This window comes from Bacillus sp. AF62 (assembly GCF_050312695.1).
Lineage (GTDB): Bacteria > Bacillota > Bacilli > Bacillales > Bacillaceae_G > Bacillus_A > Bacillus_A cereus.
Genome location: NZ_JBNPJZ010000066.1, coordinates 39,558 through 52,711 on the forward strand (window position 1 = coordinate 39,558; position 13,154 = coordinate 52,711).

Genomic DNA, 13,154 nt, shown 5'->3' on the forward strand with positions numbered 1-13,154 from the left:
TGAGAACTTAGGAGCGGATATTTTGATTCAAGAAGCCTTACGTGTATATCGATTACAATTGTATGTGATCTTTAGTGGTTTACTACTTATGTGGACGATTACTCCGTTTGGAAAACAAGTGACAGGGTTCGGTATTGGATTAGCAGTAAGCGCCTATTGTCTTTGGTTATTAGCTCGCAGAGTGGAGAAACTCGGGAAAAGTATCGTAATGAAGGAAAAGGCTCCTGGATTAGGAGTTTTAAACCGATTTGCAGCTGCTATTTTAGGAGCTATCATCATGTATGAAATTGAGCATGAAATGGAAATGTGGGCATTCGGTACAGGTATTTTAGGTGGTCACTTTTTAATGATTGCAAATTTAGCTTATGCAAATATACAATTAGTGAAAGAAGAAGAGAAGCAAAGGGAACATGCTTCGAAAAATATAGAGCTATGATGAAAGGGACCTAATCGGGTTCCTTTTTTAGTTTAGCGATAATATACAAGTAATCAAATTAACGACAAATATAATACGCTTCTTTTTTTCGTTTTTCAATAGTATGAAAAATAATAAAAAAATTTTAAAAAACCCATCGATTTCTAAAGGTTATGTATGTTATTATGACAAAAGACTTTTTGAAAGAGGTGGATACCAATGTTACAAGCGCTACTTATTTTTGTGCTTCAAATTATTTACGTTCCAATTTTAACAATCCGTACGATTTTGCTTGTAAAGAATCAAACAAGATCCGCTGCTGGTGTTGGATTGTTAGAAGGAGCTATTTACATTGTCAGTTTAGGTATTGTGTTTCAAGATTTATCAAATTGGATGAACATCGTTGCCTATGTCATTGGCTTTAGTGCGGGGCTGTTATTAGGCGGTTATATAGAGAATAAATTAGCAATTGGTTATATTACGTATCAAGTTAGTTTACTAGACCGTTGTAATGAATTAGTAGATGAATTACGCCACTCTGGATTTGGTGTTACAGTATTTGAAGGCGAAGGTATTAATTCTATACGTTATCGCTTAGATATCGTCGCAAAGCGTTCTAGAGAGAAAGAGCTTTTAGAAATCATTAATGAAATTGCACCGAAAGCGTTTATGTCTTCGTATGAAATTCGCTCGTTTAAGGGTGGATATTTAACGAAGGCGATGAAGAAAAGAGCGTTAATGAAAAAGAAAGATGAACATGCATCGTAAAAAAGAGGAGTAGTGCTGCATTAAAAGCGCAGTATAAGTCCAAATGTAAAAGGGAGGAATCTATTTTGATGTAGATTCCTCCTTTTTCTATGAAAAATATTCATCTATTAATTCAAAAAACTAAATCGTATAATTATTTTTTTTACTCATTCTCAAATTAATGATTAGCCATATAATTTGAAAAAATACCGGTATGATAAACGCAATTAATAAAACGATAAGTGATATTGATTTAATTTCAGGTGTTTGAATAACACCAGCACCATCAACATCTCGTAGCCAAATGATAGCTGCCCATATTCCAAAAACGATAATCCAAAATATGTTACCAATCCACCAAGAAATCCATCGTCTTTTCATGATAGCACCCCTTACATTTATCTACTGTTAAAAGTATATTTTCGTTCGTTACATTTATAATGAAACAACTTTAAAATTAGTTTTTAACTGTATATCTAACTTGTTTGAAGGTTACTATTTCTCCATCATCATTATCATCTTTCGTTTGCAAAAGTTGAACTTTTGGTTTGTAGTCTGTCCGATGAGCGTGTTCGATATCTTTAATGTTAAGCTTGTAGGATTCACCATTCTTTAGCTTTTGTTCTAACACTTTTTTATTAGCAACATAAATAAAAGTTACTTTATTTTCATCAATTCCCTCAGTCTTAATTTCTAACTCATTATCTTTTGTTGTAATCGTTGGTGTTAATAGTGCCATACTGCCGTTTCCAGTTTCTAAAGAATTTTCTGCTATAGTTGAACATCCTGATAGTATGATTCCGGTGAATAGAAGAACAAGTAATTTCCTTTTCATAACATCCCCTTCGATTCTATGTGATTTTTGATTTTGGCATTGTTAGATTGCTAGTGTGGAGCGTAAATGTTTAGCTAGTACTCTTTTTATTGTACCATAATATGTAAATTAAAAAAGGCTGTATATCCAATGTAAGAGAGACTGAAAAATTTACTTATTGTTGTAAATTCGTGTGTTTTAGCTTCTATTTCACTCGAAATGTAGACGAGAGAAAGAAATTTTTTTATAGAAATTACAATTTTTACATTTTACAATAATGATAGGGAATAGATGAATTCATTTACTTCGGAGGTAGTTATTTGAACATTAATGAGAAGGCAATTGAAATGTTTGAACAAAATAAATATGAGGAAGCAATGGAACTGTTTCAACAAGCAGTACATGAATCTAGAGACGTACAATCTCTCAATAATCTGGCTTGGATGTACTTTTATGAGGAAGAGAATGATGATAAAGCTCTTGAATTAATAAGAGAAGTTGTTAAGTTGAATCCTTCTTCATACTTTCCTTATAACATCTTAGGGGACATTTACATGAAACAAGAAAAATGGACAGAAGCGAAAGAAGCATTACAAAAGTCTATTTCGATTCAACCATCAGATGAAGCATATCATAATGTAGCTGTAGCGCATTATAACCTTGGAGAGCTGGAAAAAGCTTCAGAATTTTTCTTGCGAGTTGCAGGGGATTCGGACTATATCATGTATAGCTATGTAAAATGTTTAATTGATTTAGAACGAACGACAGAAGCAAAAGATAAGTTAGATACTTTTAACAGGGAATCTGATAATTTTTTAGGGGAAATTAATGTAGCAGATTTATATGTTGAGTTGAATTGCTATAAAGAAGCAATTGAATGGTTCGAAAAGGGATACAAAGAATGCTGGAAAAGTCCTAATTGGATTAGTAGATTTGTGTATGCTCTATATAAAACGAATAATTTCTCCCGTATAAATGAAGTTATACGGGAATCTATCGAAGCGAAAACAGCAGAAATAAAAGATGTCGAGAATGAAGAAGTAGAAGACAACTGGACAGAGAAAGATAAGAAAGAGTTAATTGAGGAATATACAGAAGCGAATAATGATTATAAAACAATGATAGAACGTATTAAATCTGGATATGTTCCAGGGTTAGAATTTGAAACGGATTTTATAGGTGGGTGCTATTTGTTTGGTTGTAAAAGGCATAATCATCTTGAATATGAACAATAAAAAGATTCGACTGTCACATATGATGGTCGAATCTTTTTATTAATAGAAGAACCTGAACCATTGAGCTCACTTGATGAAGAACTAGCTGAGCCGTCTACGAAATACTATTCTTTATATAAAGCTAGGATGGTGCCAACTACTTTTATTATTAAGGCGAGAAAGTAAAGTGTTTTATAAAAAGCAGCCTATCGTTTCAAATAGATGAAATGATAGGCTGCTTTATTTTTAAAAAAATAAGGTCAGAGGTGTACTTTTTTTATAAAAATGCATTTCATATAAAAGGTGTAATTACTTTTGGGAAGGGGGATTGTTGTGCATCATCATAGAAATTGCAGGAAATTCGGAGTGGCACTGCCTCTTCCACTTATAGGAGCAACTGGCCCAACAGGTAATAGTGGTCCAATCGGTCCAACTGGAGGGCATGAAGGTCCTGTTGGTCCTACAGGGGTGACTGGACCAACGGGAGCAACTGGGCCCCAAGGTCCTCAAGGTATCAGGGGGATACAAGGTCCTCGAGGGACAACAGGAGCACAAGGAATACAAGGAGCTATTGGTGATACAGGAGAGCAAGGTATAACTGGCCCAACTGGTCTTCAAGGTGCTCAAGGATTAATCGGAAACCAAGGTCCAATTGGTGATATTGGAGTACAAGGATTAGAAGGAATACAAGGAGCTACGGGTCCTGCTGGTAGTCAAGGTATACAAGGCACACAAGGAATACAAGGGGAAATAGGTGAGCGAGGACAAACGGGAGCACAAGGAATGCAGGGAGAGAGAGGCATAACTGGAGTCTCGGGTGTAACTGGTCCGCAAGGTCCTCAAGGTGTTCAAGGAATACAAGGAGAGCAAGGGGCTATTGGTATACAAGGAGAAGACGGCCTCCGAGGGATACAAGGAATTACTGGAGAGGAAGGGCCACAAGGAGCTCAAGGAATACAAGGTGAAGTGGGTCCAACTGGTTCTACTGGAATACAAGGTGCTCAAGGGATAAGTGGAATAAAGGGGATAACAGGTGCAATAGGTTTACAAGGCCCACAAGGTGTGCAAGGAATACAAGGTATAACGGGAGCAACAGGCTTTCAAGGGATAAAAGGAATAAGAGGTATAACGGGAGCGACGGGTAGTATTGGTATTCAAGGCTTAGAAGGACCACCGGGCGGTCCGACGGGAACAACCGGTCCAATTGGTCCATCTAGTGGAGTGACTGGTCCATCAGGTCCACCAGGTCCACCAGGAGGTCCACCAGGTCCAACGGGAGCGACTGGTTCAACAGGTGTAAGCGGAGGGATAGGATCAATTGGAGCGCAAGGAGTGCAAGGTATAACAGGTCCAACAGGTCATCAAGGTGTAAGGGGAGCGCAAGGTTCCCAAGGTGTAGTTGGAGCAGTTGGAGTACAAGGGGCACAAGGTCCTCAAGGTAACCAAGGTATAACAGGTCCAACAGGTGCAGAAGGTTCTCAGGGAATACAAGGTCCGCTGGGAGTAATTGGTCCAACAGGTGCAGAAGGTCCTAAAGGTATTCAAGGTATTCAAGGTGTAATAGGTCCAACGGGTGCACAAGGAATGGTGGGAATACAAGGCGTATCCGGTCCAGTTGGTGTTACAGGAGCGGAAGGAACTCAAGGTGCACAAGGAATCCGAGGAGCAACCGGTCCTGCAGGAGCACAAGGTATACAAGGAGTTCAAGGAATTCAAGGGGAGACAGGAGCAGCTGGAACACAAGGTCCTCAAGGGGTTCAAGGAATACAAGGAACTACCGGATTGACAGGTACACAAGGTGCCCAAGGTTCTCAAGGAGTGCAAGGAATACAAGGTGTGCAAGGAATTATCGGTCCAACAGGAGCACAAGGAATTAGAGGCCCCCAAGGAAATACAGGGGAAATTGGTATAACAGGACCTCAAGGAGTCCAAGGAGCGCAAGGTAATCAAGGGCCCCAAGGTCCACAAGGAAATGTTGGAATTACAGGTGCAACGGGTGAAACTGGGGCTACTGGAGCAACCGGGGCAACTGGCCCACAAGGTGTGCAAGGTGTTCAAGGGATTACGGGAATACAAGGAATAACGGGAACGACAGGCAATACAGGTGCAACGGGTCCGCAAGGAATACAAGGTATACAAGGAGTTCAAGGTTTGCAAGGACCAACTGGAACAAGTGGAGTGACAGGTGCTAGTGGTAGTATAGGACCAGTTGGAGCGCAAGGTAGTCAGGGGCAACAGGGGCGACAGGAGCAACAGGAGCAACTGGAATCCAAGGAGTGCAAGGAATACAGGGTCCAACAGGAGCAACCGGTTTAACAGGTTTGCAAGGAGTACAGGGGCCGATGGGAGCAACGGGTCCAACGGGTGACCAAGGCATTCAAGGTCCACAAGGGATACAAGGAGTAACCGGCCCGACAGGTCCGCAAGGTCTACAAGGAATCCAAGGTCCACTCGGCCCAACCGGTCCGAGTGGACCCCAAGGAGTGCAAGGGGCACAGGGGCCAATTGGTCCAACCGGCCCACAAGGGATACAAGGCATACAAGGTGAGCAAGGAGTAAGAGGAGCGACAGGTCCAACTGGTTTACAGGGTCTACAAGGTATACAAGGTCCAAGTGGCCCAACCGGCCCACAAGGCGTGCAAGGCGTACAAGGTCCGAGTGGCATAACAGGTCCAACCGGTCCCCAAGGAATACAAGGTATTCAGGGACCACAAGGAAGTATAGGCCCAACCGGTCCTCAAGGAATACAAGGTGTGCAAGGTCCACAAGGCCCAACCGGCCAGTCGGGAGCAACGGGTCCTCAAGGAATTCAGGGAATTCAAGGTCCAATTGGTCCAACCGGCCCCCAAGGAATTCAGGGGATACAAGGCGTGCAAGGTCCTCAAGGCCCAACCGGTCCAACCGGCCCACAAGGTCTACAAGGTCTACAAGGAATAACTGGCCAGTCGGGGGCAACAGGTCCAACAGGAGCAACCGGCCCGACGGGGGAAACGGGTCCCAAAGGTCCACAAGGAATCCAAGGTCCACAAGTAGCAACGGGTCCAACGGGAGCAACCGGTGAGGCGGGAGTAACCGGTCCTCAAGGAATCCAAGGAATCCAAGGTCCTCAAGGGATAACAGGTCCAACGGGAGCAACCGGACCGACGGGAGAAACGGGTCCCCAAGGTCTACAAGGAATCCAAGGTCCACAAGGGATAACGGGTCCAACAGGAGTAACGGGCCAGACGGGATTGACTGGTGCAACTGGCCCGACCGGAATCCAAGGCATACAAGGAATAACAGGAGCGACAGGGGGAACGGGAGTAACAGGCCCAACAGGTGCAACTGGCCCAACGGGCTTAACTGGAGCGACAGGATCATCTGCTATATCTACAGGTGGTGGCTATTTCTTCTCTACATCAACAAGTACAATTGCAGCAAATACTAACATTCCAATTAATTCTGGATCCACTGTATATGGAACTGGTGTATCTTTAACTAGTGCTACGACAGTCACAGTAGCGACGCCAGGAATATATTTAGTAAGCTACTATTTCCAAGGGGATGCAAATGGTGGGAATGAGACAGTATCTGTGAGATTACTATTAAATGGAACGCAACTAACAGGGAGTTTTATACAAAACGTAACGACATCAACTGTAGTAATCGAACCAGCCATTTCAAATACACTTCTTGTGAATGTGACGAGTGCCAATTCAACATTAATATTACAAAATGGCCCGTTAGGTGTAGGGCATGTGACTACTATAGCAGGTGCGATTACAGCAAGTTTAAATGTAGTGAGAATTTTATAAAGAATATAAAAATTTTCTTTATCTTTTCGGTTGAAAAATATGCTGAAAGAAGTATTTGTGATGTAAGTTATCTACAACTTTATTTGCTTGATATGTGCGTTGTTTTTCAATTCGTAGTCTTTGCTCCATCATTTTTATTGCGTGATCAGATAAACGTAACATAATACATTCTCCTTTTCTATAAATATAGGTGACTATTTGATATCGATCCCATATTTATAATTAAGGAGGCAAAATGTGTAACATAGGCAAAAAGCACCTTCCTCTCCCATTACGCTTACGAGGTTAGCTGTCGGACTCGGGAAGTGAGAGTTTCCCTACTTAAAAAAGATTCGCCCCAAGTAGCATAGCTACAAAAATGGTTCCCCCGCTCCAAAATTTGGACTCAGCAAAAGGTTTTATAAAGTAAAAAATAACATAAAGGAGCGAATAAGTCAAATTATTTTGTGTATTCTGTCTTTTTTAATTGCGTAAGAATCATACCGTCAGGAAGTATTGTATCTGCTACTGTAATGAATCCGTGTTTTTTATATAAAGTAATAGCAGGGGTATTCGCTTTACCTGTTTGTACAATGTATGTCATTGAAGAGGGAAACATGTTAAATATATAAATTAGGAGTTTCGTTGCGATTCCTTTTTGAAAAAAATCGGGCGATACAACTAGCCTATGGATATCGATTAGTTTTTCTTCTTGTACAAAAGAAATAAAACCGACAAGTTTATTTTCAGAAAAATATCCATAGAATGTTTCAACGCAATTTTGAATATCGTTTACAGTATCATATAAACGAGGTATGGCAGTACTATTTAAGTAGTCTGCTTCAATTTTATAAGCTGGAATTTGAACCTGTAAAATGGATGTTGCTACTTCAAAAGAAGTGGAATTTAACTTAAGAATCATAGATAATGAAGCCTCCTTTAAATATGGTATATGAATATAATTGCTTTATGGGTGAGTTTGACAATATTTTTCTTTTTTGCATATAATATATGTATCTCCATATGTAAAATAGTAGTAAATATATTTCTATAGTGAAATATGATTAGCAATGATAAATACATATGTTTGTATTAAATCATACAAACTATAATAGAAATGGAGGACTAAAAATGGGATGGATTATCACATTAATAGTTGGTGCTATTATAGGTGCAATTGCTAGTTCTATAACAGGTAAAAATTTCCCAGGTGGTATGTTCGGAAATATTATCGCAGGTTTATTAGGTGCTTCGTTAGGTGGTAGATTATTTGGATCCTTTGGGCCATCATTTGGTGGGATTCATGTCGTGCCAGCATTATTAGGTGCAATCGTGTTAATTTTTATTGTATCATTTGTAGTGAAAGCTGCAAAGAAATAGATATATAGATTATGATGAAGAGCCCTGAATAAGGGCTTTTCATCATTCGAAGAGGTGGTTTCATTGGAGAAAATAAATATAAGAAAAAGAGATAAGTTAAGAAAGTTTTTTAGAGAACAAAATTATTTGGCGGTATTACTTGGATTTGCGTTATTGTTCATTAATATTTTATTGCTAACAAAAATATCATTTGTTTTTACACCGTTTATCGTATTTTTAAAAACAATTTTCTTCCCAGTACTATTAGCGGGCGTGCTATTCTATATTTTACATCCATTCGTTTCGCTTTTAGAAAAGAAAGGTGTTTCAAGAATCGTATCGATAGCCTCAATATACTTAATAGTAATTGGATTATTTGTGTTTTTAGTTTTAACGGTTATTCCTATTATCAAAGATCAAATTGACGCATTGATAGATAATCTACCATATTTTGGTCATGAAATCGAAAGGGCAGCACGTAGATTTGGGGAAAGTAACTTACTCGGTAAAATTCAGGAGAATTTAAATATTGATGTTGCGAATATTGTAAAAGACTACACAGTTGATTTTACAAAGTCATTATCATCAGTAACTGGTAATGTAACTGGATTTTTGAGTACTATTACAGAGGTTGTTTTAACATTTGTAATGGTTCCATTTATATTGTTCTATCTTTTAAAAGATGGTGAGCAATTACCGAATCACTTTTTAAAGTTCATTTCAGAGCAAAGACAACCAGCAGCAATGAGAATACTAGATGATATGCATTATGCGATTAGTTCGTACATTAGGGGGCAAATTATAGTTAGCTTGTTTATCGGTATTATGCTATTAATTGGTTACCTTATTATCGGTATTAAATATGCAGTACTACTCGCTATTTTAGCGATGATTGTAAATATCGTTCCGTACGTAGGACCAATTATCGCAATTACACCAGCGTTAATTATTGCGTTTATTGATTCGCCAGGGATGGTTTTAAAGGTAATTATTGTAATGATGGTTGTACAATTAGCAGAAGGTAAATTTATTTCTCCGCAAGTTATGGGTAAGAAGTTAGATATTCACCCAATTACAATCATATTTATCATTTTAACTGCCGGAAACTTATTCGGGATTATGGGCATTATTTTAGCCATTCCAGGATATGCGATATTAAAAGTGTTAGTTACACACGGTTATAGATTTGTTAAGTTGAATACATGAAAAAAAGAGCTAAAACAGTGGGAACTGTTTTAGCTCTTTTTTATTAACAATTCATTTGCATATTGGCGTGCCCATTGATCCGCTTCCAATATAGCATCAAGTGAAGGATCTTTTACATTATGATGAGCTTCAACTGTTTTGTAAATTGTTTTTTCAATATCGAAAAAGGCAATTTCATTTTTTAAGTATAGTGCATTTGCAATTTCATTTGCTGCATTTAATACAGCGGGAGTAGTACCACCGATTTTGCCACATTCATATGCGTATTGTAGACAAGGGAACTTCTCTAAATCTGGTTTTTCAAAATGTAAACTACCGATTTCTAATAAATTTAATTTTTCATAGGAAGAAGGTAGCCGAGTGGGATAGTGAAACGCATATTGAATCGGCATTCTCATATCAGGAGCACCGAGCTGTGCCATAACTGATCCATCAATAAATTCTACTAAAGAATGAATGATACTTTCTTTATGAATCATTACATCAATTTTTTCATACGGAATATCAAATAGCCATCTCGCTTCCATTACTTCAAAGCCTTTATTCATTAATGTGGCAGAATCAATCGTTAGTTTTGCACCCATTAACCAGTTTGGATGTTTTAAAGCGTCCTTAGCTTGTAATGTTTGCATTTCTTCACGTGTTTTATCACGAAAAGCACCACCGGAAGCTGTTACAATTAACTTCTCAATCTCTTTATTATTTTCTCCGTTTAAACATTGGAAAATAGCTGAATGCTCACTATCTACTGGAATTAAGCGACATCCGTTTTGTTTCGCTAGTTCAGTTACGATATGTCCAGCTGCAACTAACGTTTCTTTATTAGCGATGGCAATATCGTTCTTCGCCTTTAATGCTTCAATCGTTGGAAGTAGTCCGGAAACTCCGACAACAGAACTTAATACAAGATTTGAATCAGGGTGAGTAGCTACCGCAATTAAGTCATCAGTTCCGTATGTGATTTTTGTATTCGCTGAAATACGCGTACGAAGCGTGTCTGCTAAGTCTTTTGTCGCAACGCTTACAATACGAGGTTGAAACGTTTTGATTTGTTGCTCAAGAAGATCGATATTATAATTTGCGGTTAAACCGACGATTTTGAAATGTTCAGGATGAGCTGAAACGACATCTAATGCAGATGTGCCGATGGATCCTGTGGAACCTAAAATGGATATATATTTTACCATGAAAAAACCTCCAAAGTTGTTTCGAATATTTCTGCAAACCTATATATCATTAGACAATTGAAGTGGAAATTCCTGCTATATAAAATAGAAAATTCGGGTTTGTTTGGAAGTGAAATGTGATAAACTGTAAAAAATAACGAAAAAGCAATGAAAGAGAATAGTACATATTCGAAACTTTTCAGAGAGCTGATATGTGGTGAGAATCAGTAAGGGATGAATATGGAATGGACTCTGGAGCTTCTAACTGAAATGAGTAGGTAAAGACGGTTACTTCACGTTATTGAAGTATGAAGTGAGCTAATGATAGCTAATTAAGGTGGTACCGCGGGAGTCTCTCGTCCTTTTTTAAGGATGAGGGGCTCTTTTTATTTTGAGAAAGGAGGAGTTAGTGTGAGTGAAAAAATAATGTTAACAGGAATTAAGCCGACAGGTTATCCGCATTTAGGAAATTATATTGGTGCGATTAAACCTGCATTACAAATGTCAAAGAATAATGAAGGAAAAGCATTGTACTTTATAGCTGATTATCATGCATTAAATGCTGTTCATGATCCAGAGAAGTTCAGCAGTTATACGAAAGAGGTAGCAGCTACTTGGTTATCGCTTGGACTTGGGGAAGATGTTATTTTTTATCGACAAACAGAAGTGCCGGAGATTCTAGAATTAGCTTGGATTTTAGCTTGCCTAACTCCGAAAGGTCTTATGAACCGTGCTCATGCGTATAAAGCGAAGGTGGAGCAAAATAAAGAAGCAGGGTTAGAGGTCGATGCGGGAGTGAATATGGGGTTATACACGTACCCGATTTTAATGGCAGCTGACATATTATTATTTCAAGCTACTCATGTACCAGTTGGAAAAGACCAAATTCAGCATATTGAAATTGCGCGTGATATTGCGACTTATTTTAATCATACATTTGGCACGACATTTACACTTCCAGAGTATGTCATACAAGAAGAAGGAGCTATTTTACCTGGTCTTGACGGAAGGAAGATGAGTAAAAGTTACGGAAATGTGATCCCATTATTTGCAGAGCAAGCAAAACTACGAAAGTTAATATTTAAAATCAAAACAGATTCTTCACTTCCAAATGAACCGAAAGAACTAGAAATCTTATTTACAATTTATAAAGAATTTGCGACAGAAGACGAAGTACAGTCATTACGTGAAAAATATGAGACTGGAATCGGATGGGGCGATGTGAAAAAAGAGTTGTTTCGCGTTGTAGATCGTGAGTTAGCTGGACCTCGTGAAAAGTACGCAATGTATATGAATGAGCCGAATTTATTATATGAAGCGTTAGAAAAAGGTGCTGAGCGAGCAAGAAAAATCGCGAAGGTAAATTTAGTAGAAATTAAAAAAAGGATTGGATTTGAGAGGGGGCGCTGAGCGTTCCCTCGTTTTTCGATATAAATTATTCTTCATATTGATACGTAGAGCAAGGAGTTCGCACTTCTTTTCCGAACTTATTAGTTGCATATATGAAAAAATATGCTAATATAGGGTTACTTATTAAACATGTTTAATAAGTAAAATTAAAGTCACTTATTAAAGTTGTTTAATAAGTTGGCCCCATTCAATAAAAAAGGAGATGAATGTATGAAAACGGAGAAAGAAAAGATGGTTGCAGGAGAAATGTATATTGCGGATGACGAAGAATTGGTGGCTGATAGGGTGGAGGCAAAACGTTTAACACGCCTTTATAACGAGGCGATGGAGACAGGAGATGAGAGGCGTTTTACGTTATTAAATCAGCTTTTAGGTTCTTCAACTGATGGGAAAGCACAAATTAATCCTGATTTTCGTTGTGATTACGGCTACAATATTCATGTCGGAAAGAGCTTTTTCGCAAATTTCAATTGTGTGATTTTGGACGTTTGTGAAGTTCGAATCGGTGATAATTGTATGTTTGCACCTGGTGTTCACATTTATACTGCTACTCATCCATTACATCCGGTGGAACGAAACTCTGGCAAAGAATATGGAAAACCGGTAAAGATAGGTAACAATGTTTGGGTTGGCGGAGGAGCTATTATTAACCCTGGTATTTCAATTGGAGATAATGTTGTAATTGCTTCAGGGGCAGTTGTGACAAAAGATGTACCTAATAATGTAGTTGTTGGTGGTAACCCAGCTAAAGTTATTAAAACGATAGACTTATAGAAATCGTTTTTTATGAGTGCATGAATAAACAGATGTCGTATCGTATAGAAAAGGTGAAAGATGTTTCATATAAAGAAAAATAGTACGGAAAATCGTACGAAGACATTACTTACTTCTTGAAACGCTCTTTTTCGTATTTGTTTTGCCGGTTTTCTCGTTTGCTGTAAGTTTCTATCATGCCTTTCGAGAGGACTCCCACCTCTAAACGTAAGTGAAGGTGGTGAGGTGAATTGAAAGAAATATTTTATTTTCAAGAAAACAATAGAAACATACGTT

The 13,154-nt window shown here is 38.4% G+C and carries 12 protein-coding genes, 3 pseudogenes, 1 riboswitch and 1 other annotated feature; of the genes and pseudogenes, 10 read left to right on the forward strand and 5 right to left on the reverse strand.

Going from position 1 to position 13,154, the window contains the following annotated elements; translation table 11 throughout:
• Nucleotides 1–22 precede the first annotated feature (22 nt).
• Together ACQRBL_RS15680 and ACQRBL_RS15685 are read left to right on the forward strand one after the other, a co-directional pair.
• Complete coding sequence (locus ACQRBL_RS15680; protein WP_023522542.1) at nt 23–436, forward strand: ATP synthase subunit I; 414 nt, start codon at nt 23–25, stop codon at nt 434–436.
• 198 nt (nt 437–634) lie between these two features.
• Nucleotides 635–1,183, forward strand: a complete 549-nt coding sequence (locus ACQRBL_RS15685) for a DUF2179 domain-containing protein (protein ID WP_000938438.1) — start codon at nt 635–637, stop codon at nt 1,181–1,183.
• 120 nt (nt 1,184–1,303) lie between these two features.
• On the opposite strand, the gene ACQRBL_RS15690 is transcribed toward ACQRBL_RS15685, so the two are convergent.
• Both ACQRBL_RS15690 and ACQRBL_RS15695 read right to left on the reverse strand, forming a co-directional pair.
• On the reverse strand, nt 1,304–1,543 hold the full coding sequence (locus tag ACQRBL_RS15690; RefSeq protein ID WP_023522541.1) for a DUF3923 family protein: 240 nt from the start codon (nt 1,541–1,543) through the stop codon (nt 1,304–1,306).
• 76 nt (nt 1,544–1,619) lie between these two features.
• Nucleotides 1,620–1,997: a hypothetical protein gene (locus tag ACQRBL_RS15695; RefSeq protein WP_023522540.1), complete on the reverse strand. Its 378-nt coding sequence runs from the start codon at nt 1,995–1,997 to the stop codon at nt 1,620–1,622.
• A gap of 299 nt (nt 1,998–2,296) precedes the next feature.
• Here ACQRBL_RS15695 and ACQRBL_RS15700 point away from each other — a divergent pair, with 299 nt between their 5' ends.
• From ACQRBL_RS15700 to ACQRBL_RS15715, 4 genes and pseudogenes are all read left to right on the forward strand, one after another.
• Complete coding sequence (locus ACQRBL_RS15700; protein ID WP_023522539.1) at nt 2,297–3,211, forward strand: tetratricopeptide repeat protein; 915 nt, start codon at nt 2,297–2,299, stop codon at nt 3,209–3,211.
• Nucleotides 3,212–3,253: 42 nt separating this feature from the next.
• Nucleotides 3,254–3,376, forward strand: a pseudogene (locus ACQRBL_RS15705) (class I SAM-dependent methyltransferase); the annotation flags it as partial.
• Between the two features lie 147 nt (nt 3,377–3,523).
• Nucleotides 3,524–5,514, forward strand: a pseudogene (locus ACQRBL_RS15710) (collagen-like protein); the annotation flags it as partial.
• A gap of 57 nt (nt 5,515–5,571) precedes the next feature.
• Nucleotides 5,572–6,984: pseudogene (locus ACQRBL_RS15715) on the forward strand (collagen-like protein); the annotation flags it as partial.
• Nucleotides 6,985–7,002: 18 nt separating this feature from the next.
• Here the strand turns inward: ACQRBL_RS15715 and ACQRBL_RS15720 are convergent.
• On the reverse strand, nt 7,003–7,146 hold the full coding sequence (locus tag ACQRBL_RS15720; protein ID WP_000945243.1) for a hypothetical protein: 144 nt from the start codon (nt 7,144–7,146) through the stop codon (nt 7,003–7,005).
• A gap of 96 nt (nt 7,147–7,242) precedes the next feature.
• Nucleotides 7,243–7,385, reverse strand: a riboswitch (cyclic di-AMP (ydaO/yuaA leader).
• A gap of 38 nt (nt 7,386–7,423) precedes the next feature.
• Nucleotides 7,424–7,885 (reverse strand): GNAT family N-acetyltransferase, encoded by a 462-nt coding sequence (locus ACQRBL_RS15725; protein ID WP_023522535.1) that lies wholly within the window; start codon nt 7,883–7,885, stop codon nt 7,424–7,426.
• 209 nt (nt 7,886–8,094) lie between these two features.
• On the opposite strand from ACQRBL_RS15725, the gene ACQRBL_RS15730 reads away from it, so the two are divergent.
• Both ACQRBL_RS15730 and ACQRBL_RS15735 read left to right on the forward strand, forming a co-directional pair.
• Nucleotides 8,095–8,343, forward strand: coding sequence for a GlsB/YeaQ/YmgE family stress response membrane protein (locus tag ACQRBL_RS15730; protein ID WP_000539730.1), 249 nt, complete (start codon nt 8,095–8,097; stop codon nt 8,341–8,343).
• A 63-nt stretch (nt 8,344–8,406) separates the two neighbouring features.
• Nucleotides 8,407–9,528 (forward strand): AI-2E family transporter, encoded by a 1,122-nt coding sequence (locus ACQRBL_RS15735; protein ID WP_000411478.1) that lies wholly within the window; start codon nt 8,407–8,409, stop codon nt 9,526–9,528.
• A gap of 29 nt (nt 9,529–9,557) precedes the next feature.
• Here the strand turns inward: ACQRBL_RS15735 and ACQRBL_RS15740 are convergent, their stop codons facing one another.
• On the reverse strand, nt 9,558–10,715 hold the full coding sequence (locus tag ACQRBL_RS15740) for a 1-deoxy-D-xylulose-5-phosphate reductoisomerase (RefSeq protein WP_411995906.1): 1,158 nt from the start codon (nt 10,713–10,715) through the stop codon (nt 9,558–9,560).
• A gap of 138 nt (nt 10,716–10,853) precedes the next feature.
• Nucleotides 10,854–11,061, forward strand: a binding site (T-box leader).
• 44 nt (nt 11,062–11,105) lie between these two features.
• On the opposite strand from ACQRBL_RS15740, the gene ACQRBL_RS15745 reads away from it, so the two are divergent.
• Nucleotides 11,106–12,104: a tryptophan--tRNA ligase gene (locus ACQRBL_RS15745; protein ID WP_065484526.1), complete on the forward strand. Its 999-nt coding sequence runs from the start codon at nt 11,106–11,108 to the stop codon at nt 12,102–12,104.
• Between the two features lie 210 nt (nt 12,105–12,314).
• Complete coding sequence (locus ACQRBL_RS15750) at nt 12,315–12,878, forward strand: maltose O-acetyltransferase (RefSeq protein ID WP_000845630.1); 564 nt, start codon at nt 12,315–12,317, stop codon at nt 12,876–12,878.
• The last annotated feature ends 276 nt before the right edge of the window (nt 12,879–13,154 follow it).

Coding starts and splice junctions, on each gene's coding strand:
- ACQRBL_RS15685 (WP_000938438.1), top strand. CDS start 635: ATGTTACAAGCGCTACTTATTTTTGTGCTTCAAATTATTTACGTTCCA.
- ACQRBL_RS15690 (WP_023522541.1), bottom strand. CDS start 1,543: ATGAAAAGACGATGGATTTCTTGGTGGATTGGTAACATATTTTGGATT.
- ACQRBL_RS15695 (WP_023522540.1), bottom strand. CDS start 1,997: ATGAAAAGGAAATTACTTGTTCTTCTATTCACCGGAATCATACTATCA.
- ACQRBL_RS15720 (WP_000945243.1), bottom strand. CDS start 7,146: ATGTTACGTTTATCTGATCACGCAATAAAAATGATGGAGCAAAGACTA.
- ACQRBL_RS15725 (WP_023522535.1), bottom strand. CDS start 7,885: ATGATTCTTAAGTTAAATTCCACTTCTTTTGAAGTAGCAACATCCATT.
- ACQRBL_RS15730 (WP_000539730.1), top strand. CDS start 8,095: ATGGGATGGATTATCACATTAATAGTTGGTGCTATTATAGGTGCAATT.
- ACQRBL_RS15740 (WP_411995906.1), bottom strand. CDS start 10,715: ATGGTAAAATATATATCCATTTTAGGTTCCACAGGATCCATCGGCACA.
- ACQRBL_RS15750 (WP_000845630.1), top strand. CDS start 12,315: ATGAAAACGGAGAAAGAAAAGATGGTTGCAGGAGAAATGTATATTGCG.